The organism is Gordonia sp. CPCC 205333, assembly GCF_048537885.1.
In the GTDB taxonomy this organism is placed as follows: domain Bacteria; phylum Actinomycetota; class Actinomycetes; order Mycobacteriales; family Mycobacteriaceae; genus Gordonia.
Genome location: NZ_JBCLVI010000005.1, coordinates 243,305 through 266,662, shown reverse-complemented (window position 1 = coordinate 266,662; position 23,358 = coordinate 243,305). Strand labels below are relative to the sequence as shown.

The following is a 23,358-nucleotide window of genomic DNA, read 5'->3' as shown; positions in this document are numbered from 1 at the left end:
TATCCTGGACAGGCGAACGAGTCGGCCGGGCGGCCGCGACGAGCGGAACGGCGCAGTGATGCGTACGCCGAATGTCGAGGAAAGTCCGGACTCCGCTGAGCAGGGTGGTTGTTAACGGCAACCCGGGGTGACCCGCGGGACAGTGCCACAGAGAACAGACCGCCGCGCCTGGCGCGGTAAGGGTGAAACGGTGCGGTAAGAGCGCACCAGCGCAGCGGGCGACCGCAGCGGCTAGGTAAACCCCACCCGGAGCAAGGTCGAAGTTCGCACTCCGGTTTCCGGAAGTGCGGATGCGCAGGTGTTTGAGGGCTGCTCGCCCGAGCCTGCGGGTGGACCGCTTGAGGTACCCGGCGACGGTGTGCCCAGATGGATGGTCGCCCACGGTCCTCACCGACCGGGACATGATCCGGCTTATAGGCTGACTCGTTCGCCCACCGTCGTGTGACCGTCGGGCCGTTGTGTTGCGGGGTCTCGATACACCGACGGGCTCGCAAGCTCGCACGCCGGCACTCGACCAGCGGTTGGGGCGTATCCCTCGACCGGCGGTCACGCGGTAGCCTCATTCACCCGCCAGGCGGTATCCCTCGACCGGCGGTCGTGCCGCGTCCACAGCCGCTGGTCGAGTGCCGCCGAGGCGCTAGCCGAGGTGGTGTATCGAGACCTCGCACGACGAATATCCAACTCGACCACGGCCCGGCACGACCAGGTCGAAATCGCCCCGTAGGGTGGTTAAGGTGCAACGTAGAGTATCGGCTCCCGATATCGATTTCGACGCCATCCGAGCTGAACTCGGCATCGGCGAAGACTATGGCTCGCAAGCCCAGAACGAGGCGGAACACATTGTCGATGCCTTTGCCGATGCCCGCGAGGATCACACGACGCTGCCGTTCGTGACGATCGATCCGCCCGATTCGATGGATCTTGATCAGGCCGTTCACCTCGCCGCCGATGCTGACGGGTATGTCGTCAACTATGCGATCGCCGACGTCGCCGCGCTGGTGGTGCCCGAGGGGGCGTTGGATCAGGAGAGTCGCCGCCGCGGCACTACTTTCTACTTTCCTGATGGCTCGGTCCCCCTGCATCCACGTGCACTGTCCGAGGGTGCGGGTTCGCTTCTGCCAGAACAGGTTCGACCGGCAGTGCTCTGGACTATCCACGTCGGCCGCGACGGTGCTGTCCGGGATGTCGCGGTGCGACGTGCTCGGGTGCGTTCGGTCGCGAAGCTGAACTACGCGGGGGTCAGCGCTGACGCGGCGGCTCACCGCTTGCATCCGTCTATTGCCGTGCTGCCCGAATTCGGCGAATTGCGACGACGGTTCGGTCAGGAACGAGGCGCGATTGACCTCGATCTGCCCGAACAAGAGGTTGTGCGCGACACGACGTCGGGGGCATGGACGCTGAGACTCGCGCCGCGCTTTGACTCGGATCTGTGGAATGCGCAACTGTCCTTGTTGACGGGTATGTGTGCGGGAACGATCATGCGCGATGCCGGTGTCGGGCTACTTCGTACGGTGCCGCCTGCCGGCGACGATTCGGTCGCGAAGGTGCGCGCACTCGCGGCGGCGTTGCGGCTGGATTGGCCGAGCGATCAGACCGCGGGGAGGTTCTTGGCCAGCTTGCCGTCGCAGCGAGCGACGACATTGGCGATGATGGCCGGCGCGAGTGGATTGCTACGCGGCTCGGATTACCTTGCGCTGCCAGCTGATTCGACGCCGACGACGACCGAGCATGCGGGCGTTGGGGGAGCGTACGCCCACGTGACAGCTCCGCTGCGACGCCTCGGCGACCGCTTTGCTACCGAAGTATGTTTGTCGGTTACGGCCGGCGTCGAGATTCCGGACTGGGTACGGACGGCATTGCCGACGTTGCCGAAATTGTTGCGATCGGCCGACGCGTTGGGTTCCAAGGCCGATCGTCTCTCCGTCGACTTGGCCGAGGCAGTCGTGCTCGCCGACGAAGTGGGCAACGAGTTCGACGCCGTAGTTACCCAGGCGCCTAAGGAACAGCGTCCGGCACAAATCTACTTGGCCGATCGTGCGGTCATTGCGTCGTGTACCGGCGATTTGATTCCAGCGCAACAGCTTCGGGTCAGACTCGTATTGGCGGACCCGACGGCGCGTAAAGTGGAATTCGAGCCCGTCTAGGCAGAAGGCGGTGCATCCGTGACGGGCGAATTCCTACAGTTCGCTTGCGGCCTTCCAATATTGTTGCAGCGCACGCTCTCCGTTTGCTTGCTCGCGAGCGTCGATACGACCCAAGGTGAACATGTCGGTCCCGCTTAACTGGGCGTTGGCCGCGATCTGTGCCAGGCGCGCTCGGTTGATTCGCGAATCGTTGTAGTCACCCAGCGCGGCCTGCACCTTCTTCGCGGCCCGGGCGGCCATTTGAAACTCCTTGCGGCCCAACGGTTCTGCTGCTTCGGCGGTATACCGCAGTTTCTTGGCTCGTTTGCGGATGGTGTGTAGATGCTCTTCCCACTCGTGCGACCGCTCGGGTAACCGTGATAGCTCATCTTGCTCGTCGCGTATCTTCTTGCGCACTTTGCGCAACGCGTCTTCGACGACCTTGCGCGCCGATGCGTCGGCGTTGACCCCTTCCGGCGGGGCGGCGATGAGCTGGTCGATCGAATCCAAGAGTGCGAAATATCGGCTCGAGTTCATCGCCGAGTGTGCGACGATCAAAGCTTTGTCGTGCGCTTCGTTCTCCGCGTCGACCAGGGCGGCTCGTAACTGATCGGAGGCGTCCTCACCGGAGAGTAATTCGGTTGCGAGTGCCAGTTGAACCTCGGAATCTCGCGCCGTGCCCAAAATCTGTGCGAGCAAACGTAATTCGGTGTTTAGGTGCGCAGTGCCCAACTCGTCGAGCACGGTCGGGAAACTCGATAGCACGCTGCGTAACTTTCGGGTGGCAACCCGCATTTGGTGAACCGCGTCGTAGGCGTCGATGCGTACCAGTGGGTCCATCGCGACCAGTGCGTTGCGGTGTACCGCGATATCGGTGACCACCAATTCCAGTGCGGTGGGGTTCTTGCCGAGATGTGGCTGCCCGACGAATGGCGTTGAACCGATGGCCCGCGCCAATTTGGATTGACTCGACGACACTTGCGCGCCGGCATCGAGCAGCAGCTTACGAATCTGCTTGAGTAACTTGCGGTCCCCTTTGGGGCTGCCGGTGCCGTTGACGAGTTCGAACTCCCATTCCGACCATGATTGTGACTGGCCGTCGGGGAGCAGGGATTGTGCGGTGACCAAGTCGTCGCAGAACACGGCCACGATGCGTCCGGCGTCGTCGACGAGTTCTGTCGCTGTGCGCGACGTTGAGATCGCAGCCACCGGTATGAGGCCTCGTCGACGCGTGATAGCCAATACCGGGCGTAGCAGTTCGTCGGGGGCGTCGGCTTCCATCGGAGCATCGTCGAAACTCACCTGGATCTCGCGGCGCGTAGTGACCGACCCGAAGTTTGTCAGAGCGGGTTGTTTGAGATGCCAACCCTCATCGTCGCCGCCGACCCTGCGTCGCAACGTCATTCGATTGCTGGCGAGGTCCAGGCTTTCGGTGTCGAAGTAGGTGGCGTAGAGCGCGACGGTCTCGGGAGTGCGCACCTGCGCGACGCCGTCGATGCCGGCGAAATCCGGTGCCGGGTGATTTGCCGAAACGTCGAATTTCAACTCGATCTCGACCTGCTCGGTTGCGGCCACAGATAACCTCACCCTTCTCCCGCTCACGCCGATCGGGATATCACCGGCGCGCCGCCGGAGGTTGTTCGCGTGTTCGCAGTCTAGTCTGCGGCGCTCCCATTTCCGGCGGCAAACACGTCGGTGGCGTCAATAAGGGCACTGCGGATCCCCGGCTCGAAGGACGCGTGGCCGGCGTCGGGGACGATCTGCAATTGCGGTCCGGGCTGCCCATCGGTGCAGGCAGCGGTCCAGGCGCGGTACAAATCCCACGCGTTGGCGACCGGGCAGACTACGTCGTAGCGACCGTGCACGATCACTGCCGGGATATGTGCGATCGACGAAATGTTCTCCAGCAGTTGGGCTTCGCGTAAGAAGCCGTTGTTGACGAAGTAGTGGTTCTCGATCGAGGCGAAAGCCAGGTCGAAACGAGGATCCGCCGGCTCGGGACTGTGTTCGGGCACAAGCGATTTGGGGATCAGATAGCTGGTGGCCTGTTCCCATCCGGTCCACGCGCGGGCCGCGGCGACTGCGATGTCGGGGTCGTCTGAGGTCAACAGTCGATGGTAGGCGTCAACGAGGTCGCCGTCGAGTTCGGCGGCGGGAATCGGCGCGAGATAGTGCTCCCACTCGTCCGGGTACAGATGCGCGGCGCCGCCGTTGTAGTACCAGTCGATCTCGTCGCGGCGCAGCAGGAAGATGCCGCGTAAGACAAGTTCGGTGACCCTGGTCGGATGTGTTTGCGCATAGGCCAATCCGAGCGTCGAACCCCAGGAACCGCCAAATACCAACCAGCGGTCGATCTGGAGATATTCGCGCAGCGTTTCCATATCGGCGATGAGGTGGTCGGTTGTATTGATCGAGAGATCAGCGCCGTCTTGGATATGCGGCCGCGATTGGCCGCAGCCGCGTTGGTCGAACAACACAATCCGGTAGCGCTCGGGATCGAAGAATCGTCGTTGTTCTCCGCTGGTTCCGCCACCTGGACCGCCGTGGACAAAAACCGCGGGCTTTCCGTCGGGATTACCGGAGCATTCCCAGTAGATCAGTTGACCGTCACCGACGTTGAGGTGTCCTGAGTTATATGGTTCGATCGCTGGATATAATTCACGCACGTAGGCCACGTTTACGGACGTTACTCGGTCCGGTGGTTAATGCTGCGCCGAGGCGGTCGAATCGGCTGCACGACGAAGGGGCGAGACGAGATGGCGAATCTCGAAAGTGTGGCAGCGGAATCGGTTGAGGTGAGCGCGCGCGGGTTCATGTTCATGAGCCCCGCCGCGCTGCTGGGTTTCCTGGTGATACTCCTGATCATCTGGGGTATCAAGTGGCTGGTCGCCCAGAGCTCCAACCGTGGACCCCAAAATCCGCATCAACCGGGTCCGCAACCGAACCCATATCAACCGGGTCCGCAACCGAACCCATACCAGCCGAACCCGTATCAACAGCAGCCGCAGCTGTACGGCCAGCACGCGCAGCCGACTATCCCGCCCGGTGTGTCGCCGATAGATGTCGACACCGCGCGCAATCCTGCGACACCGCCCGCGACGCTGGCTCACATGGTCAACCATGTGCCGCCCCTGCGCCCGTTCGTCGCGGCGAATCCAGCGCTTGATCCTGGCTTACGTCAGTGGCTCGCCGGACTCGGCGATCCGACGATCAATGACGCGCTGGTCCGTTCGCAGCGCCGCTAGGTTAAGGGCAGTTCAGTAGCTGTGTTCGGGCGCGGGGAATACACCGCGTCGCACTTCGTCGGCGTATTGCGTTGCTGCGCTGCGTAATTCGCCGCCGACATTGCCGAACCGCTTGACAAACTTGGCGGTCTTGCCGTGAGTGAGGCCAGCCATGTCCTGCCAAACGAGAACCTGTGCGTCGGTCTCGTGGCCGGCGCCGATGCCGATGGTCGGGATGGTCAGCTTGCGGGTGATCTGACCGGCGATGTCGGCTGGCACCATCTCCATGACGACAGCGAAGGCGCCAGCTTCCTGCACGGCGATCGCGTCGGCGATGAGCTGATCAGCGGCATCGCCGCGGCCCTGGACGCGGAATCCGCCGAGACCATTGACGCTCTGGGGAGTGAAGCCGAGATGGGCCATCACTGGAATCCCCGCAGCGGAGAGTGTGGCGATCTGATCAGCGACACGCTCGCCACCTTCGAGCTTCACCGCATGCGCGCCGCCCTCCTTGAAGAAACGGACAGCGGTCTCGAATGCTTGCTGGGGGCCGGCTTCGTAACTGCCGAAGGGCAGATCGGCGACGACAAGCGCGTGCGGCGCACCGCGAACCACCGCGCGAACCAGCGGTATGAGCTCATCGACGCTGACTGGAATGGTGGTGTCGTAGCCGTAGACGACATTCGCAGCCGAGTCGCCGACCAGCAGGACGGGGATCTCCGCTTCGTCGAAAATCGCGGCCGATGAGTAGTCGTACGCGGTGAGCATGGCCCACTTCTCGCCTTCAGATTTCATCTGGGCGAGGTGATGGATTCGTGTTGCGCGGCGCGGCTTGGCGGGGGAGTCGGGCTTCGCTCCGTAGACATTGGTCTCGGCAGCTTCGGATACACGGGTTTCCGACATGATTGTCTCTTTTCATTCCTCGAGTCCTGCGGAGCAGGTACCCGGGCTTGGGGCTGGACACCAAGTATTCTGCCCCTGGTCACGGAGTCCGTGAATGCCCATGACGTGTGCATTTGGTCACATGCGGTCGGGCTGGGTGGTGACTACGCAGAATCGGTCCCCGTGAACGGAGCGGGTCCGTGGCGAGTATTCCTCCGGCGAATGGGCCGGTTGGGACTTTACATCGGCGGATGGAAAGCTCGACTCTGTCCCAACTGGTGGGATTCAGTCAGCAAACCCGCAGGGTATTGCGATCGACTCGTCGTTGTAACACGGATTTAACAGGCTGCTCCTATGGTCATCGGTCATGGATCGCCAAAAGGAATTCGTGCTCCGGACCCTCGAAGAGCGCGACATCCGATTCGTAAGATTATGGTTCACCGATGTCCTCGGATACCTGAAATCGGTGGCGATCGCGCCAGCCGAACTTGAAGGGGCATTCAGCGAAGGCATTGGCTTCGACGGCTCGGCCATCGAGGGCTTCTCGCGAGTCTCCGAAGCCGACACCGTTGCCAAGCCAGACCCGTCGACATTTCAGGTCCTCCCGTGGACGACGTCGGCCGGACGTCATCATTCCGCCCGGATGTTCTGTGACATCGCGATGCCCGACGGGACTCCGAGCTGGGCCGACTCCCGCCATGTGCTGCGACGTCAACTGAACAAGGCCGCTGACCAGGGATTTAGCTGCTACGTCCATCCTGAAATCGAATTCTTCCTGCTCAAGGACGCGCCGCTGGACGGCACCGTGCCGACACCAGCCGATTCCGGTGGTTACTTCGACCAGTCGGTCCACGATTCGGCACCGAACTTCCGCCGACATGCCATTGACGCATTGGAGTCGATGGGCATCTCCGTCGAATTCAGCCATCACGAAGGCGCGCCCGGTCAGCAGGAGATCGATCTGCGGTATGCCGACGCGCTCTCCATGGCCGATAACGTGATGACCTTCCGATATGTGGTCAAGCAGGTCGCGATCGGTGAAGGTGTGTGGGCGACCTTCATGCCCAAGCCGTTCAGCGAACATCCCGGTTCGGCGATGCACACGCATTTGAGTCTGTTCGAAGGTGACACCAACGCCTTCCACAACCCCGACGATCCGATGCAACTGTCAGCGACCGGAAAGAAGTTCATCGCCGGCATCCTGCATCACGCGAGCGAAATCAGTGCGGTCACCAACCAGTGGGTCAACAGTTACAAGCGCCTGATCCACGGCGGCGAGGCGCCTACTGCCGCCACCTGGGGCGGCGCCAACCGTTCCGCGCTGGTTCGACTGCCGCTGTACACGCCGAATAAGGCGTCATCGAGGCGTATCGAGGTCCGCAGTCCCGACTCCGCCTGCAATCCGTATCTGACCTTCGCGGTGATGTTGGCCGCCGGACTCAAAGGCATCACCGATGACTACGAGCTCCCTGACGAGGCCGAGGATGATGTCTGGGCGTTGACGCCCGCAGAACGTCGGGCGATGGGGTATCGCGAATTGCCCGGCAGTCTGGCCGAGGCGTTGCGGGAAATGGAGAATTCGGAGCTGGTCGCCGAGGCACTGGGCGAGCACGTCTTCGACTACTTCCTGCGAAACAAGTGGGCCGAGTGGACTAACTACCGCAGCCTGGTCACCCCCTTCGAACTGAAGAGTTACCTCCCGTTGTAGGCCGCACGGCCGACACCTCTGTTTTGTCCGTTCGGGTGCCCCGAAGGTTCGGCTAATACGCCACACGGTAAAAATGCTGTTGTGACCGCGTCCACAGTCTTGTCTGGTGCCAACCTGCGTCGGAGCACGTGGTGAGGCCACGCTCGGGTGTGCCTAGTGCCGGACGTCTCGGACTGCTCGACGCTACCGCTCGTGAGAATCTCGATGCCCTGGGGTGGACCGACGAAGCATCAATCGACTTGCTCTGGTCGCTCTCGCGTGCCCCCGACGCAGACCTCGCCCTGCGTGCACTAGTCCGGTTGCAGTCCGCGCTCGGGGAGGGCTGGCCCGAGATCGACACGCTTGTCCGTTCCAACAAACACTTTCGGGGTCGGCTGCTCGCGGTCCTCGGTGCATCCGACGCGCTTGGCGATCATCTGATAGCCGAACCAAGTGCGTGGCGACTCTTACTCGACGATGTGCTCCCCAGCCTTGATGCCGTCTACTCATCGATGCTGGAATCGGTTGGTGCACAGCCGGAACCGGATTCTTCCGATACTGAGAATCTGGTGTATCGCGCCAGTGAAACCGGCCCCGGTGCCGTGGGAAAGTTGCGCCTGGCATACCGGAACCTGGTGTTGCAGTTGGCCGCTCACGATCTGGCGGCGACCGTCGAGGATGAGCCGGTGTTGCGACTGCATGAGGTTGGTGCCTACCTGGCCGATCTCGCCGACGCCGCATTGACCGCTGCGCTGTCGGTCGCTATCGCAACGGTGTGTGGCGAGGATCCGCTGACCACCCGTCTGGCCGTCATCGCGATGGGCAAATGTGGTGCGAGCGAACTCAATTACGTATCCGACGTCGATGTGGTGTTCGTCGCTGAGCCGGCCGACTCGACGTCGTCCCGTATCGCTGGTGAGATGATGCGGATCGGTTCGTTGGCATTCTTCGAAGTCGATGCGGCGCTGCGACCCGAAGGCAAGGCCGGTGCGTTGACGCGGACCCTGGAATCGCATATCGCGTATTACAAGCGGTGGGCCAAGACCTGGGAATTTCAGGCGTTGCTCAAGGCGCGGCCGATGACGGGCGACCTCGAGTTGGCGCGGGACTATATCGACGCCGTCAATCCAATGGTGTGGACCGCCGCCGAGCGCGACGATTTCGTACCCGAGGTGCAAGCGATGCGTCGCAGGGTGGAATCCCTTGTGCCGGACAGTCTTAAGGAACGCAATCTCAAACTGGGCAGCGGTGGGCTACGTGACGTCGAATTCGCCGTGCAGTTGCTGCAGATGGTGCACGGGCGCGTCGACGAGTCACTACGAGTGTTGCCGACCGTCGATGCGTTGGCGGCGCTGACCGCGGGTGGCTACGTCGGGCGGGATGACGGCGCGAACCTGTCCGCCTCGTACCAATTCCTGCGACTCCTCGAGCATCGGCTGCAATTGCAACGAATGTCCCGTACGCACTTGCTGCCCGCGTTCGACGACGAAGTCGGGATGAGGTGGCTCGCCCGTGCGGCGCATATCCGGCTTGACGGCGAATTGGACGCGCAGGGCGCGCTACTAGCTGAGATCAGGCGCCACGCACTCCGCGTGCGACGCCTACACGAGAAACTGTTCTATCGGCCGCTGCTGGAGGCGGTGACGCGGTTCAACGCAGACGAGCTCACCCTGTCCGACGCGTCAGCCGAACGACGCCTATCCGCGCTCGGGTACGGGCAACCGCAACGGGCGCTGAGTCATATTCGCGCGTTGGCGAGTGCGCCAGGACGTCGTGGTCAAATCCAATTGCTGATATTGCCGTCGTTGCTCGAATGGATTGGACGTACGCCGGATCCGGATGCCGGGCTCCTCAACTATCGGCGACTTTGCGACGAACTGGTCGGTGCCGAATGGTTCCTGCGCCTGCTGCGCGATGACGGCGTCGTGGCCGAGCGGCTGATGAAAGTACTTGGTACGTCGGCCTATATTGCCGAATTGCTGATGCGGTCTCCCGAGGCGATCCAGTTGTACTCCGATGGCTCGGATGGGCCGAAGTTGACCGCCGTCGATATCAACGACGTCGCGAGCGGACTCGTGGCATCGACTATCCGCAGACAAGATCTTAAACAGGCTGTGGCCGTTGCCCGTTCGCATCGTCGCGCCGAGCTGGCTCGAATATCGTCGGCGGATGTGCTCGGCATGCTCGACGTTCCGCAGGTGTGTGCGGCACTGTCCAGTGTGTGGGCCGCGGTACTGAATGCCGCACTCACCGTTGTTATTTCCGAATCCGAGCGGGAACGCGGCACTGCGGCCCCGGCACGTATCGCGGTCATCGGGATGGGTCGGCTCGGTGGCGGTGAACTTGGGTACGGATCTGACGCCGATGTGCTCTTCGTCTGCGACCCGATCGAGGGCGCGGACGAGGCCGACGCAGTCAAATGGTCTCAGGTCATAGCCGAGCGGGTACGGACCATGTTGGGTTCACCCAGTGCGGATCCGCCGCTGGAAGTCGACACCGGCCTGCGCCCGGAGGGCCGCAACGGACCCGTGGTGCGCACGCTGGCGGCCTATGCGGCCTATTACGACCAGTGGGCGCAACCGTGGGAGATTCAGGCGTTGTTGCGCGCGCATCAGGTAGCGGGTGACAACGATCTCGGCATCGAATTTTTGCTGATGGCCGACCGTATCCGGTATCCGAAGGGCGGCGTGTCCAACGACGCCGTGAAGGAGATTCGGCGGATCAAGGCGCGTGTCGACGCCGAACGACTGCCGCGCGGTGCTGATCCCGCGTTACATACCAAACTCGGACGCGGCGGGCTGGCCGACGTTGAATGGACCGTCCAGCTGATGCAATTGCGTCACGCGCACGAGTATCAGTCGTTGCATAACACTTCGACGCTGCAGTCGCTCGATGCGATAGCCGATGAGGGGCTTCTCGCCCTCGATGACGTGACCCTTCTCAAGGACGCTTGGCTGACCGCGACTCAGGCACGCAATGCGTTGGTTCTGGTGCGCGGCAAGCCGATTGACGAATTACCCGGACCGGGTGGTGCGCTGCGTCCAGTCGCGTATGCTGCGGGTTGGCCCGACGACGAGGCTGCGGAGTTCTTGGAGAATTATCTACGTGTCACCCGACGCGCCAAAGCTGTCGTCACCAAAGTATTCGGGGCGTAGTTCGAGGGAAGACATATGCGTAAAGTGCTGCGCTTGGCGGCGATCATCTGCGGCTGGACGCTGGTAGTGGCGATGCTCGTCGCGATCTGGCTTCACTACTATCCCTCGCGCGGTGATCTGACGCTGTACTTGACCAGTGCGGTGCCTTTCATGCTCCTGTTCGGTGTTGTGGCGATCGTGCTCTTCTGTTCGACGCGGGTATGGCTGGCGCTGATCCCGACGGTCGCGGTGATTGGCGGGCTGCTCTGGACCCAGCTCCCGCTGTGGCGGGCGCAGACGGCGCCGAACGGGCCTGAGTTCACGGTGGCATCGGCCAACTTGCTATTTGGCCAGGCCGATGTCGGCGACGTCCTGGAACAGGTGCGCTCGCGGCGTATCGACCTGCTGAGTGTCCAAGAGATGACGCCCGCCGCATTGCAGAGACTTCGATCTGGCGGCATCGAGAAGGACTTGCCCTACAGCTATGTGGTCACCGGTCCGGTTGCGGCCGGGACGGGGATCTTCAGCCGCCACCCGCTCAGTGAGATGCGCAAAATCGACACCATGGTGTTGGGGAATTTGATTGCGCGCGTGGAACTTCCCGGAATCGGCTCGACCTGGTTCGCCGCGGTGCATCCAGTTGCGCCATTGCGTGGAGTGACGCCCACATGGAATTTTGAACTCGGCGAGTTGGCCAATGTCCTGCATGCGCTACCTGGCCCACGCGCCATCGCGGCGGGAGATTTCAACTCGACGTGGGATCACGTTGGATTCCGTGACATTGTGTCGGCGGGGTATTCGGACGCGACCGACCAGGCCGGTGCAGGTTTGCTATTCACCTATCCGACTGACCGATTGGGTGGGCGGCCGTTGGTTGCGATCGACCACGTCATATCGCGCGGGTTCGTTGCCGATGACATCATGAGTTTCGACATTGAGGGATCTGACCACCGCGGGGTGGTCGCTACGCTGGGAAGATCATGACTACAGCAACTGCGGTTTCGGACCGACTGAGGCAGGCAACGTCGGCGGCTCATGAGAACGCCGAGCGGTCGGCATTCGTCGAGTCGCTGATGTCCGGCGAACTTGATGCGCGGGCCTACGGCCGACTGGCGGCGCAGCTTTACTACGTGTATCGCGCGTTGGAGTCGACTGGCGATGAGTTGCGCGACGACCCCGTGGCCGGTGGATTTCACGACGAGAAGCTGCGTCGATTGCCTTCGCTCACAGGGGATCTGGCGGCGCTCGGCGTCGACTTCTCGGCCGTTGAGCCATTGCCCTCGACGACCGCGTACGTTGACGCGATCGCGGCCAGTGTCGATGACCCGGTTCGCTATGTGGCGCATCACTACACGCGTTATCTCGGCGATCTGTCGGGTGGGCAGGTCGTTGCGCACCGTCTGCGCGAACACTATTCCGTCGGCGACGATGCGTTAACTTTCTTTAAGTTCGCCGGTATCGACAAGCTCAAACGATACAAGGATGCCTACCGAGATCGGCTCGACGGATTGACGTTGGACGAGAGGGAGATTGACCGTCTGACGGCCGAGGCGGTACGGGCGTTCGAGTTCAACTCGGCGCTGTTCGCCGAGCTGCGATAAGTACTGCGATGCCGAAGTGCTTTCCGCGCTGGTCGAGTGACCGGCGAGACTGACCGAGTTGTATTTCCGGTTGGTCGAGTGCCCGGCGAGATTGACCGAGTCGCATTTCCGGTTGGTCGAGTGCCCGGCGAGGCGCTAGCCGAGTCGGGTGTATCGAGACCACCTCCATCAACTATCCACCCGGACAACAGCATTCGCCGGAAATATCTCGACCGGCCGCAGCCCGACGTGGACTAGCCGTCTCGTTCGATCCGGACGCCGATCCCGTCGAAGATCACCTCAAGCCCGAAGGTCAACTCCTCGCTGTAAAAGTCATCGGTGTCGTCGTCGAGTGCTTGACTCCGTACTGCCGAACAGAGTCGCGGAAAGCGAATGTCGTCGATGACCTGCGCGAGCACCACGCTGTATTGATCTGCGCCGGAAGATGTTTCGGTGTCGAGAGCGCCGAGCTCGCTCGACATGCGCACGTGGTTTCGGACGAACCCGTCCACCAGGAGGAGCGAGGACAGTTTTGCTTGATTCGACAGTCCGGTGTCGTCGAAGGAGGTGATGCCTGCTTCGGTCCAGGACAGCGTATTCGGGCCAGCGGGCGGGCGGCGCATCGGAATCGCGGTGAGCCACGGTCGTTTTCGGAGTTGCGCGGCGATGGCGTGCGCCCATGCGTTGAGTCGTTCACGCCAGCTCCCATCTGCGGTGAGACCGTCGGCGGGACGTCCGTACGCCACGTCGAGCATGATCTCATAGATATCCTCCTTGGCCTCGACGTAGCGATAGAGCGACATCGTGGTCAGTCCCAGTCGCTGTGCTATTGCCTTCATCGACACCGCATCGAAACCCTCGCTGTCGGCTACGGCGACCGCGGCCTCCCCGATATCGGCGATCGAGAGTTTGGGTTTGGGGCCGCGACGCGCGCCGTCATCGAGACCCCACATCAACTGCAGGTAGCGGGGCAGGCTATTCGGTTCGCCGGACATGACGCCATGCTATCGCAATTACTGCTTGTGTCGTACACAGTAGCCGCGTAGCATCTGCGTTTGACATAAACAGTGTTCAATATAAACAGAATGGAAATCGAATGGCGCAGCTACGTTCTCCCTGGATCGCGATGGTGGCGTTATGCCTGCCGATGCTGATCGTCTCGATGGATGTTTCAGTCTTGTTCTTCGCAGCACCGTTCATCGCCGACGATCTGCAAGCGACCGCCGAGCAGCAACTGTGGATCTTCGACGTCTACGGCTTTGTCCTCGCCGGGCTGCTGTTGACGATGGGGTCGCTTGCCGATCGCATCGGTCATCGTCGACTGCTGATGATTGGGGCGGTGGCGTTCAGCGCGGCATCCTTGTGTGCGGCCTACTCGGTCTCCGCACAGATGCTTATCGGGGCGCGGGCATTACTCGCGGTCGGCGGTGCGACGCTTATGCCGTCGACGCTCGCACTGATCAGATTCGTCTTCGATGATCCGACCGCCCGTGCGAAAGCAGTCGCCATCTGGAGCGCGGTCCTGACCGGCGGTGTTGCTGTCGGGCCGATCATCAGTGGCTTGCTGTTGGAGCACTTCTGGTGGGGGTCGGTGTTCTTGATCAATGTCCCGGTAATGCTCGCTCTCCTACTCGCAGCGCCAATGCTGTTGCCGAACAACACTTCTGACTCGGATCGCCGAGTCGACGTGCTGAGTGCGTTGCTCGCACTCGGGACGATTCTGCCTCTTATCGACGGAATCAAGAAACTCGCGGCCGACGGCTGGTCGATGTCCCGGGTTGGCTTGGTTGTTGTGGGACTTGGCGTCGGGGTGATCTTCGTCTGGCGGCAGCGGCATCTGGCACAGCCGCTGGTCGATCTGACACTGTTTCGAGATCGTCGATTCTCGGCATCGATGTGGATCAATGTGATCGGAATGTTCGCGATCCTTGGCAACGCGATCATCATGACGCAGTACCTGCAGTCGGTGCTCGGATATACGCCACTGGTCGCCGCGTTATGGAGCCTGGTTCCCTCGATCTTCGTCGGGGCCGCGGCTCCAGCTGCGGCATCGGCGGCCGTCCGGTTCGGTCGGCCCAAGGTCGTAGTCGCCGGGTTACTCTGCGCGGCAGCGGGATTCGTAGTTCTGGCGGCACTGACAACTACAGACACGCTGCTATCGGTTCTCGTCGGAGCGACATTGCTGGCGTCGGGCACCGTGGCTCTCGCCTCAGTGATAGCCGACTATGTGGTGGGTGTTGCGCCGGCCGACCGGGCGGGAGCGACTTCGAGTCTGCTGGAAACATCGAGCGAGTTCGGTGGAGCGTTGGGTATCGCCATCTTGGGCAGCGTAGTCAACGTGGTGTTCCGTCTCGCATTCGATGACCCGTCCTACTCTGGAACTAAAGCGGGACAAAGCCTTTCGGGTGCGCTGGGGACCGCGCACCAGCTTCCCGCCGACCAAGCGCAAAAGTTGATCGACGCCGCTCGTGAGGCGTTCGTTTCGGGGTTGTCGGCGGCTGCCTGGGTGGGCGCGGCTGTGCTCGTGATGACTGCGGTGATCGCGGCGTGGGCACTGCGAGAAGATCCGGCATCAGTGAAATCCCAGGCCGAAGTGGCCAACTGAAACCGGTCCAACTCCGAACGGTGCCGCTCCGGCGTGAGTGCTCGTGCCCTCGGCAGGACTGGTTCTTTGCTCATTGGAGTGGGGGGTTGACAAACGTGCGCCCAAGAGTGACCCTAGTCACGTTGAACAGACTGAACGTTCGCTCTGAAGTGTTCAGATATTGAGAAAGGTTCCTGATGACTGAGGCTCCCGCGTTGACCGAACTGCTCGCCGATTCCCCGAGCAACTGGGGTAAGTGGGGGCCTGACGACGAAGTTGGCAGTCTCAACTATCTCACCGCCGAGCAGGTTTTGGCGGGGGCCGCGCAAATTAAGAAGGGTGAATTGTTCACCCTTCAGCGGCTTATCGGCGATCCCAACGGCGACCCAGTCTGGCCCGGTCGCAGCCCGGCGACGCGCGAGATGATTCTCGACGAATCCCATTGGGACGAAGGCGGAGACGGCCCGGCCTTCCCCGGCGGCCTGCATTACGCCGACGACAAGCTCTATGCATTCCTACAGGGCTCGACGCAGTATGACGCGCTAGGTCACGTCTGGTACGACGGCAAGATCTGGAACGGCTTCGATGCCCGCACCACAGTCGGCGGACTGTCGAAGGCGAGTGTCGCACCCATCGCTGAGCGAGGTGTGGCGGGCCGTGCCGTTCTGCTGGATATGGCACGCTACCGCGGCAAGGACTACCTCGATCCCTATGAGACGTACACCCATGAAGACCTGGTCGCCTGTGCCGAGCAACAGGGCACACCGATTCAGAAGCGGGATATTCTGCTGATCCGCACCAATCACCTGCAGCTGTTCTTCGAGAAGGGTGACGCCTTCTATGAAGACTTCTGCGAGTCGGGTTTGGTCTACTCACCTGATCTGGTGCGCTGGTTCCAGGACATGGAGATTCCCAACCTGGTCACCGACACTATCGCCAACGAGGTCACTTTCGATCCGCATAACGGCGTGGCGCTGGTGTTGCATAACGCGCTTATGCGCAATCTCGGTATCGCATTCACCGAGATTTGCGACCTGGAGAAGTTGGCAACCGACTGCGCCGCCGATGGCACGTATAACTTCTTTTACGTCGCCGCGCCGTTGAAGATCAACGAAGCAACTGGTTCACCTGTCAATCCGGTGGCGATCAAGTGACCGGATACGCTGATCGGCCCTGGCTAGCGCGATATACACACGGCCGGCCGGCCGAGCTTGGTTTTGAATTCGACAACGCTCTTCAGCTGTTCCGAGGAGCGGTCACGGCCGATCCGAGCAGGCCGGCGATCAAGTACTTCGACGGTGCCCTCACCTTCGCCGCTGTCGACGCAGCCTCCGATGCATTGGCGAAACATCTTGTGGCCGAAGGTTTCTCGCCTGGCGATCGTCTCGCGATCTATGTCCAGAACAACCCAGCATTCGTGATCGGATTGATCGCCGCATGGAAAGCGGGCGGCGCCGCGGTTCTCGTCAACCCGATGAACAAGGCGCGAGAGTTGACTTACCTCCTCAACGACTCTGGAGCAGTGGCACTGCTGACCTTGGATTCGCTATACGACGAGGTCGCGCGAGGGGTGTTGGCCGGTGGCTCGCAGGTGCGGAGCACGATCACCGTCTCGGAACTTGACGGTCAGACACGCGACGATCCGCGGCTGTTCGACGGTGTGCGTCGACCCACACCCGCGGGTACCGTCTCATTGGCACAGATCATCGAAAACCACGATGGCACAAAACCTTCCGCTGTAACGCTTTCACCCGATGACATCGCGGTGCTGACCTATACTTCCGGCACGACGGGTCAACCTAAGGGTGCGATGAACACCCATCGCAACCTGACATTCAATGCGCAGACCTATCGGGACTGGATCGGGTTGAACTCCGGCGATGTGGTCCTCGGCATCGCCCCACTGTTTCACATCACCGGGCTCGTCGGTCATGTGATGATCGCCTTGCTATTGCACGCACCCCTGGTTCTGGCGCACCGATTCCATCCCGAGGTTGTAGTGGCGGCGATCCGGGAACACCGCCCGACGTTCACTGTCGGGGCGATCACCGCGTATATCGCGCTGGCCGATGCCGGTGGCGCTGACGAGGGTGACTTCGCTTCACTCCGCGCGCTGTATTCGGGCGGCGCGCCGATCGCGCCAGCCGTTGCTGATCGGCTCGAAGGAATCTTCGGAGCCTACATTCACAACATCTACGGACTGACTGAGACCAATTCCCCGTCACATGGGGTGCCGTTCGGTGTCAAAGCCCCGGTTGATGCCGAATCCGGGGCGTTGTCGGTCGGCGTGCCGGTATTCAACACCGTTGTGCGAGTCATCGACGACAACGGCGACGACGTGCCGGTCGGTGAGGTCGGCGAATTCGCGACGTCGGGTCCGCAAGTGGTGCCGGGGTACTGGAATAGGCCAGAAGCTACTGCGGAGTCGATTCCCGGCGGCGAATTGCGCACGGGCGACGTGGGATTCATGGATGCCGACGGCTGGTTTTACTTGGTTGACCGCAAGAAGGACATGATCAACGCTTCGGGTTACAAAGTGTGGCCGCGCGAGGTCGAGGATGTGCTCTACGGCCATCCGGCGATTGCCGAAGCGGCGGTGATCGGCGTGGCTGACGAATATCGCGGCGAAACGGTGAAGGCATTCGTGTCGCTCCAGCCAGGGAAGTCGGCGACTTCCGACGAGCTAGTGGAGTTCTGCAAAGAGCGGATGGCCGCGTACAAATATCCCCGCACGATCGAGATCATCGACGACCTACCGAAGACGGCGACCGGCAAGATTCTGCGCCGTACTTTGCGCGATCAGGAGGCGGCCTCGAAGTAAGCCCAGGCCCGTCCCGTCGGATGCCGGGCACGTCGCCGGGCACATCGCCGGGCCGCCACCGGACCACTGCCGGGCCGCTGCCGGGAAATTCGTCCGAATATCCTGGTGCCGAGGGCAATATGCCCTCGCCACAAAGGTATTCGGACGAAATTCCAGGGCGCGGGCGGTGTGGACGAGTCGAAGACCCTAGCCCTCTTCACGTGCCAGATTGATGGCGAATCGCGAGTACTGGGCTGCCACGCGTTCGGGGTCTGATCCGAGCGAATCCCATTGGCACACACTGAAACACAGCGACAGGATTGCCTGAGCCGCCGCCCCGGGGTCGTCCGCGGCCAGTGATCCGTCGGCTCCTCCAGCTTCGATCTCGTTGCGCAGCAGTGTGATCAGCTCGTCGTTGAACATCTGAACGCGGGCTGCGTCGGGCGATTCGACATTGCGAGCCTCGTTGACGACGATACGGGCGAGGTCGCGTCGCAGAGTTGCGAACAAAACGACAGCGGCACACAGATTACGCAGTCGTGCAACAGGATTGACGCCGTCGTTCCTAGCGGGGGCCAGATGCGCGCCGAGTTCGGCGATGGCCAGGTCGAATCCAGCGACGAGCAAACGCTGCTTGCTCGCGTAGTGGTGGTAGACGCCGGGGACACTGATCCCGGCTTCGGCGGCGATGGTCCGCATCGTCGCACCGTGATAGCCGGTGCGGACGAAACAGGCGATGGCTGCGGCGAGTACCGGGTCGAGGTGGTTGTCCGGATAGACGCGCCAATCGAAATCGCCGCGCTCGGCGACTTCGGTTGTTGGGCGTGCGCTCGACAGCAGCTCCACGGTGGTGCCCAGCTCCGCGACGATGAGTTCCAGCCGGGCCGCCGTCGCCGAGGTCTTGCCGGTCTCGATGGCACTCATCGTTCCGACACTCACACCGATGCGCCGCGCCAACTCACGCAAGGAGATACCCGCCAGTTCGCGAGCGGGGCGGATCATATTCTGCGGCCCGACCGGGGAATCACCCGCCGACTGCGCTACACCGGAACCCGGACGGGTGCGGCGTGCGGTTGGCTGATCCGACATGCACTCCACGCTAGGGCATCGGCTCGCGAATCCTTCCCCGACACCGCGGCGGCTTATGATTCGGGCGGTCAACGCGCACTCACCTGGCGTACGGAGGGGCGAGTGACGCAGACTACAATCGCGGCCATGGCTGGTGTATCGCCCGACGTGGACTCTCGACCTCCGACCGCGCTGGCGATGTTCGAGGCAGCCCTGGCCGGCGGCGCCGACCGGCCCCTCATCAAATACTTCGACGGCACCCTGACGATGCGCGACGTAGACGAACGGGCCAACGCGCTGGCTAACCTCTTGATGGACAACGGGTTTGGCTTCGGCGATCGCCTGGCATTGTTCACCCAGAACAACCCGGCCTTTGTGATCGGGCTCGTCGCGGCGTGGAAGGTCGGCGGCGTCGCGGTGCCGATTAATCCGATGTACACGCCACGAGAGTTGACCTACGCCCTGATTGACACCGGAGCCCGAGCGCTCCTATCGCTGGACACGCTGTATGAGGACGTGGCGCGTGACGTCGTCGAATCAGGGGAGAGCGAGGTCGAGGTGGTCGTGACGACGTCGGTCGATGACTGGCGTACCGGTCAGAATCGACTGGCCGGCGGCCGGGACGATTATCGGATCACCGAACTTCCCGCCGCGCCGCGAGTGGGTACCGGCAGGCTGACGCAGAACGATTCCGCGTTGTTGATGTACACCTCGGGTACGACCGGTGTGCCGAAGGCGACGATCAACACTCACGCGAATGTGACCGCCGGTGCGGAGATCTACCGTCGATGGATGGGCCTGGACGCCGACGACGTCGTGCTTGGGCTCACGCCCGTATTTCACATCACCGGCCTCATCGCGCATGTGGCGGTCGCTCTGCGATTGGGTGCGCCACTCGTATTGGCACACCGGTTCACCGCGAACGGGATACTCGACGCGATTCGCGCGCACCGCCCGACATTCGTCATTGGCACGATCAGCGCGTTGGTATCGCTGGTTGACGCGTCGGCGTCGGCAGCGGACTTCTCTTCCATCCGGCGCCTGGGCTCCGGTGGTGCCGCAATCTCGCCGACACTCGCGGGCAAGATCGAAGGTGCGATGGGGCTGCCGCTCACTGTTGTCTACGGGCTGACCGAAACGACGTCGCCGGCGCTGGCGACACCGCGAGATCAACCGACGCCGGTCGATTTCGAATCGGGTGCACTCTCAGTCGGAATCCCGTTGTACGACACCGTGGTTCGAGTAGTCGACGATACGGGCGATGAGGTCGCCGTCGGTGAGGTCGGCGAGCTCGCCATCGCGGGTCCGCAGGTGGCCGCGGGTTACTGGGGTCAACAGGAGGCCACCGACCAGTTCTTTCCCGGGGGTGAATTGCGCACCGGTGACATCGGATTCGTCGATGCGGACGGCTGGACGTTCTTGATCGACCGGAAGAAGGACATGATCACCTCGGCCGGCTACAAGGTGTGGCCCCGCGAAGTCGAGGAAGTGCTTTACCGGCATCCCGATGTCGCCGAAGCCGCCGTTGTCGGTGTGCCCGATGAGGTTCGGGGTGAATCGGTAACCGCGTTCGTGGCCTTGGAGCGCGGTCGGAAGGCCGACGTCGACGCGTTGATGGCCTATGCGCGCGAGCAGCTGGCTGCCTACAAGCGCCCGCGTCGGATCGTGTTCACCGATGCGTTGCCCAAGACAACGTCGGGCAAGATCTTGCGAAGAGTGTTGCGCGACAACGGGATCAGCGACTAACGCAGCTGCAACCCGCCGCGTCCGCATACCCGACCTAAGCGGACAGACCCGACCCAGAATCTGGGTCGGGTCTGTCGCCGCAAGTCGGGTATGCCGAAAGGGGAGTCGTCGTCGCCGCGACTAGGAAGCGGACAGGATCTTGATCGCGAAGATCAGGGTGTCGCCCGCCTCAATTCCGGCGTCGGGCATCCCCGAGGTGTAGCCGTCGGCCGGTGCTACCGCGACGGCGACGGTCGAGCCGACCTTCTGTCCCGCAATGGCTTTCGTGAATCCGGGGATGACCTCGTTGAGTGAGAAGTCAACTGGGGACCCATTCTTGTACGCGCTGTCAAAGACGCTACCGTCGCGCCCGTTCACGCCTTCATAGCAGACCTTCACCGACGCGGTCGTCGGGACGACGGCGCCACTACCGGCGGTCAGGGTCTGAACCTGGGTGCTGGCAACCGAGAACGGCGAGGTGACGGTGACCTTAGGAGCGGCGGTATCAGTCGAACCGGTGACCGCGATCTTGCCGCTGGTGCCGTCGAAGGTCCACTGCGGTGCGACGTCGTCGGCGGGCGCAGCGGTCGGGCAGCTAGCCAGTGCGGTGTCGCTTGCGTCGGTGCCGGGCTCGGTCGGCGCGCTGTCGGTGGTCGAGACCGCGGTCGAGTCGTCGGAGCCACACGCCGACAGCAACAGAGCGCAAACGGCTAGGGGAGCAGCGAGCAGAATTGGGAACCGGCGGGAGAAGGTCATGAAGCAAACTTACAGGGTGCTCATTGGCCGATCGCAAGGCGATCGACCCTTAGAATCATGGTTCGCTCCCGCGGCATATAGCGATTCGGTAGAGAGAAGAAAATACAACCGCCCGTTCACGAATTGTGAACGGGCGGTTGAGAACTGCTCAGATGTCAGCAGTCGTAGTACAGCGAGAACTCGTACGGGTGCGGACGAATCTGCACCGGCTCGATCTCATTCTCGCGCTTATGTGCGATCCAGGTCTCGATGAGATCTTCGGTGAACACGCCACCGGTGGTGAGGTAGTCGTGATCCTCTTCGAGACGGTCGATGACAGCGGCCAGCGACGTAGGGGCCTGAGGAATCGACTTGGCCTCCTCGGGCGGAAGCTCGTAGAGGTCCTTGTCGACGGGCTCATGCGGCTCGATCTTGTTCTTGATGCCGTCCAGGCCAGCCATCATCATCGCGGCAAATGCCAGGTACGGGTTACCCGAGCTGTCCGGGCAACGGAACTCGAGGCGCTTGGCCTTCGGGTTGTTGCCGGTGATCGGGATACGCACACAGGCCGACCGGTTGCGCTGGCTGTAGACCAGGTTGATCGGAGCCTCGTAGCCGGGCACCAGACGCTTGTAGGAATTGACGGTCGGGTTGGTGAACGCCAGCAATGACGGTGCGTGGTGCAGGATGCCGCCGATGTAGTAGCGAGCCAGATCCGACAGACCCGCGTAACCGGCCTCGTCGTGGAACAACGGCTTGCCGTCTTTCCACAGCGACTGGTGGGCGTGCATACCCGACCCGTTGTCACCGAACAGTGGCTTCGGCATGAAGGTGACCGACTTGTTGTTCTGCCATGCGGTGTTCTTGATGATGTACTTGAACAGCATCACATCATCGGCCGCGTGCAGCAGCGTGTTGAACTTGTAGTTAATCTCGGCCTGACCGGCGGTACCAACCTCGTGGTGACCGCGTTCGAGGGTGAAGCCAGCCTGGCTGAGGTTGGTCGACATCTCGTCGCGGAGATCGACGTAGTGGTCATACGGAGCGACCGGAAAGTAGCCACCCTTGGGGCGGACCTTGTAGCCCAGGTTGGGGCTGCCGTTGGGGTCGGTCGGCGCGCCAGTGTTCCACCAGCCCGACTCGGACTCAACCTCGTAGTGCGTGCCGTTCATCTCGGAGCTGAACGACACCGAGTCGAAGATGTAGAACTCGGCCTCGGCACCGAAGAAGCAGGTGTCGGCGATGCCGGTGGAGGCCAGGTAATCCTCGGCCTTGCGCGCGACGTTACGCGGGTCGCGGCTGTATGCCTCGCGCGTGAACGGATCGTGGACGAAGAAGCTGACGTTCATCGTCTTCGCCTTGCGGAACGGGTCGATGCGTGCGGTCGCCGGATCGGGCAGGAGCATCATGTCCGACTCGTCGATCGACTGGAAGCCGCGGACGGACGAACCATCGAAGGCCAGACCATCCTCGAAGACGCTCTCGTCGAACGCCTCGGCCGGGATGGAGAAGTGCTGCATTACACCGGGCAGGTCGCAGAATCGGATGTCGACGTACTCGACACCTTCCTTCTTGATGCCCTCGAGTAGTTCTTCCTTGCTGCTGTACACCGTTCGGTGACTCCTTAACTATCGGGTCGCCAGGTGATCCTGGCGCGCACACCCGCTACGGATCGTCGTGCAGCGGATCACAGCGAAAACCGTATGGAGGTGAGGTTGCCCAGGCGCTAAGCCTATGTTTCCCCTGTGTTACGCGATCCTCGAGAAATCGGTCTCGTGCACCTTCACTATTCCCGATCCGACGATTACCGTCACCT

The 23,358-nt window shown here is 62.2% G+C and carries 17 protein-coding genes and 1 other RNA gene; 11 read left to right on the top strand and 7 right to left on the bottom strand.

What is annotated here, in order from left to right:
• The first annotated feature begins 17 nt into the window (after positions 1-17).
• Positions 18-430, top strand: an RNA gene (gene rnpB / locus AAFP29_RS19080) — RNase P RNA component class A.
• A 304-nt stretch (positions 431-734) separates the two neighbouring features.
• Positions 735-2,144, top strand: a complete 1,410-nt coding sequence (locus tag AAFP29_RS19075; protein ID WP_419218987.1) for an RNB domain-containing ribonuclease — start codon at positions 735-737, stop codon at positions 2,142-2,144.
• Positions 2,145-2,177: 33 nt separating this feature from the next.
• Here AAFP29_RS19075 and AAFP29_RS19070 read toward each other — a convergent pair whose 3' ends face one another.
• Both AAFP29_RS19070 and pip read right to left on the bottom strand, forming a co-directional pair.
• Positions 2,178-3,698, bottom strand: a complete 1,521-nt coding sequence (locus AAFP29_RS19070; protein WP_419218986.1) for a CHAD domain-containing protein — start codon at positions 3,696-3,698, stop codon at positions 2,178-2,180.
• 80 nt (positions 3,699-3,778) lie between these two features.
• Complete coding sequence (gene pip / locus AAFP29_RS19065; protein WP_419219406.1) at positions 3,779-4,789, bottom strand: prolyl aminopeptidase; 1,011 nt, start codon at positions 4,787-4,789, stop codon at positions 3,779-3,781.
• Between the two features lie 90 nt (positions 4,790-4,879).
• Between pip and AAFP29_RS19060 the strand changes: the two genes are divergently transcribed.
• Positions 4,880-5,368: a hypothetical protein gene (locus AAFP29_RS19060; RefSeq protein ID WP_419218985.1), complete on the top strand. Its 489-nt coding sequence runs from the start codon at positions 4,880-4,882 to the stop codon at positions 5,366-5,368.
• 12 nt (positions 5,369-5,380) lie between these two features.
• Here AAFP29_RS19060 and panB read toward each other — a convergent pair whose 3' ends face one another.
• Entirely contained in the window at positions 5,381-6,250 is an 870-nt protein-coding gene (gene panB / locus AAFP29_RS19055) for a 3-methyl-2-oxobutanoate hydroxymethyltransferase (RefSeq protein WP_419218984.1), read from the bottom strand.
• Positions 6,251-6,596: 346 nt separating this feature from the next.
• On the opposite strand from panB, the gene glnA (AAFP29_RS19050) reads away from it, so the two are divergent.
• The 4 genes from glnA (AAFP29_RS19050) (at position 6,597) to AAFP29_RS19035 (ending at position 12,651) form a co-directional block, all read left to right on the top strand.
• Positions 6,597-7,937, top strand: a complete 1,341-nt coding sequence (gene glnA / locus AAFP29_RS19050) for a type I glutamate--ammonia ligase (RefSeq protein ID WP_419218983.1) — start codon at positions 6,597-6,599, stop codon at positions 7,935-7,937.
• A gap of 131 nt (positions 7,938-8,068) precedes the next feature.
• On the top strand, positions 8,069-11,071 hold the full coding sequence (locus AAFP29_RS19045; protein WP_419218982.1) for a bifunctional [glutamine synthetase] adenylyltransferase/[glutamine synthetase]-adenylyl-L-tyrosine phosphorylase: 3,003 nt from the start codon (positions 8,069-8,071) through the stop codon (positions 11,069-11,071).
• A gap of 15 nt (positions 11,072-11,086) precedes the next feature.
• Entirely contained in the window at positions 11,087-12,034 is a 948-nt protein-coding gene (locus AAFP29_RS19040; protein WP_419218981.1) for an endonuclease/exonuclease/phosphatase family protein, read from the top strand.
• The gene (locus AAFP29_RS19035; protein ID WP_419218980.1) at positions 12,031-12,651 is read left to right on the top strand and encodes a heme oxygenase (biliverdin-producing); all 621 of its coding nucleotides are present in this window, start codon (positions 12,031-12,033) and stop codon (positions 12,649-12,651) included. Before AAFP29_RS19040 ends, AAFP29_RS19035 begins: the two co-directional genes overlap by 4 nt.
• A 233-nt stretch (positions 12,652-12,884) precedes the next feature.
• Here the strand turns inward: AAFP29_RS19035 and AAFP29_RS19030 are convergent, their stop codons facing one another.
• Positions 12,885-13,625, bottom strand: a complete 741-nt coding sequence (locus tag AAFP29_RS19030) for a TetR/AcrR family transcriptional regulator (RefSeq protein ID WP_419218979.1) — start codon at positions 13,623-13,625, stop codon at positions 12,885-12,887.
• 101 nt (positions 13,626-13,726) lie between these two features.
• Between AAFP29_RS19030 and AAFP29_RS19025 the strand changes: the two genes are divergently transcribed.
• The 3 genes from AAFP29_RS19025 to AAFP29_RS19015 all read left to right on the top strand — a co-directional run bounded on the left by AAFP29_RS19025 (position 13,727) and on the right by AAFP29_RS19015 (position 18,035).
• A complete protein-coding gene (locus AAFP29_RS19025) occupies positions 13,727-15,235 on the top strand; it encodes an MFS transporter (RefSeq protein ID WP_419218978.1) in 1,509 nt (502 codons plus the stop codon).
• Between the two features lie 176 nt (positions 15,236-15,411).
• On the top strand, positions 15,412-16,368 hold the full coding sequence (locus AAFP29_RS19020; RefSeq protein WP_419218977.1) for a cyclase family protein: 957 nt from the start codon (positions 15,412-15,414) through the stop codon (positions 16,366-16,368).
• Entirely contained in the window at positions 16,365-18,035 is a 1,671-nt protein-coding gene (locus AAFP29_RS19015; protein WP_419218976.1) for a class I adenylate-forming enzyme family protein, read from the top strand. The genes AAFP29_RS19020 and AAFP29_RS19015 overlap by 4 nt, the downstream gene beginning before the upstream one ends.
• A 186-nt stretch (positions 18,036-18,221) precedes the next feature.
• Here the strand turns inward: AAFP29_RS19015 and AAFP29_RS19010 are convergent, their stop codons facing one another.
• Positions 18,222-19,103, bottom strand: coding sequence for a TetR family transcriptional regulator (locus AAFP29_RS19010; protein ID WP_419218975.1), 882 nt, complete (start codon positions 19,101-19,103; stop codon positions 18,222-18,224).
• A gap of 126 nt (positions 19,104-19,229) precedes the next feature.
• On the opposite strand from AAFP29_RS19010, the gene AAFP29_RS19005 reads away from it, so the two are divergent.
• Positions 19,230-20,828 carry an AMP-binding protein gene (locus tag AAFP29_RS19005; protein ID WP_419218974.1) on the top strand — a complete coding sequence of 533 codons (1,599 nt, stop codon included), beginning with the start codon at positions 19,230-19,232 and terminating at the stop codon, positions 20,826-20,828.
• A 120-nt stretch (positions 20,829-20,948) separates the two neighbouring features.
• On the opposite strand, the gene AAFP29_RS19000 is transcribed toward AAFP29_RS19005, so the two are convergent.
• A complete protein-coding gene (locus tag AAFP29_RS19000) occupies positions 20,949-21,563 on the bottom strand; it encodes an FKBP-type peptidyl-prolyl cis-trans isomerase (RefSeq protein ID WP_419218973.1) in 615 nt (204 codons plus the stop codon).
• A gap of 155 nt (positions 21,564-21,718) precedes the next feature.
• Positions 21,719-23,152 carry a type I glutamate--ammonia ligase gene (glnA, locus tag AAFP29_RS18995; RefSeq protein ID WP_419218972.1) on the bottom strand — a complete coding sequence of 478 codons (1,434 nt, stop codon included), beginning with the start codon at positions 23,150-23,152 and terminating at the stop codon, positions 21,719-21,721.
• Positions 23,153-23,358: the final 206 nt, after the last annotated feature.

Excerpts from the sequence above, each read along its gene's own strand:
- AAFP29_RS19060 (WP_419218985.1), top strand. The coding sequence starts at position 4,880 with ATGGCGAATCTCGAAAGTGTGGCAGCGGAATCGGTTGAGGTGAGCGCG.
- panB (WP_419218984.1), bottom strand. The coding sequence starts at position 6,250 with ATGTCGGAAACCCGTGTATCCGAAGCTGCCGAGACCAATGTCTACGGA.
- glnA (WP_419218983.1), top strand. The coding sequence starts at position 6,597 with ATGGATCGCCAAAAGGAATTCGTGCTCCGGACCCTCGAAGAGCGCGAC.
- AAFP29_RS19040 (WP_419218981.1), top strand. The coding sequence starts at position 11,087 with ATGCGTAAAGTGCTGCGCTTGGCGGCGATCATCTGCGGCTGGACGCTG.
- AAFP29_RS19035 (WP_419218980.1), top strand. The coding sequence starts at position 12,031 with ATGACTACAGCAACTGCGGTTTCGGACCGACTGAGGCAGGCAACGTCG.
- AAFP29_RS19030 (WP_419218979.1), bottom strand. The coding sequence starts at position 13,625 with ATGTCCGGCGAACCGAATAGCCTGCCCCGCTACCTGCAGTTGATGTGG.
- AAFP29_RS19025 (WP_419218978.1), top strand. The coding sequence starts at position 13,727 with ATGGCGCAGCTACGTTCTCCCTGGATCGCGATGGTGGCGTTATGCCTG.
- AAFP29_RS19020 (WP_419218977.1), top strand. The coding sequence starts at position 15,412 with ATGACTGAGGCTCCCGCGTTGACCGAACTGCTCGCCGATTCCCCGAGC.
- AAFP29_RS19010 (WP_419218975.1), bottom strand. The coding sequence starts at position 19,103 with ATGTCGGATCAGCCAACCGCACGCCGCACCCGTCCGGGTTCCGGTGTA.
- AAFP29_RS19005 (WP_419218974.1), top strand. The coding sequence starts at position 19,230 with ATGGCTGGTGTATCGCCCGACGTGGACTCTCGACCTCCGACCGCGCTG.
- AAFP29_RS19000 (WP_419218973.1), bottom strand. The coding sequence starts at position 21,563 with ATGACCTTCTCCCGCCGGTTCCCAATTCTGCTCGCTGCTCCCCTAGCC.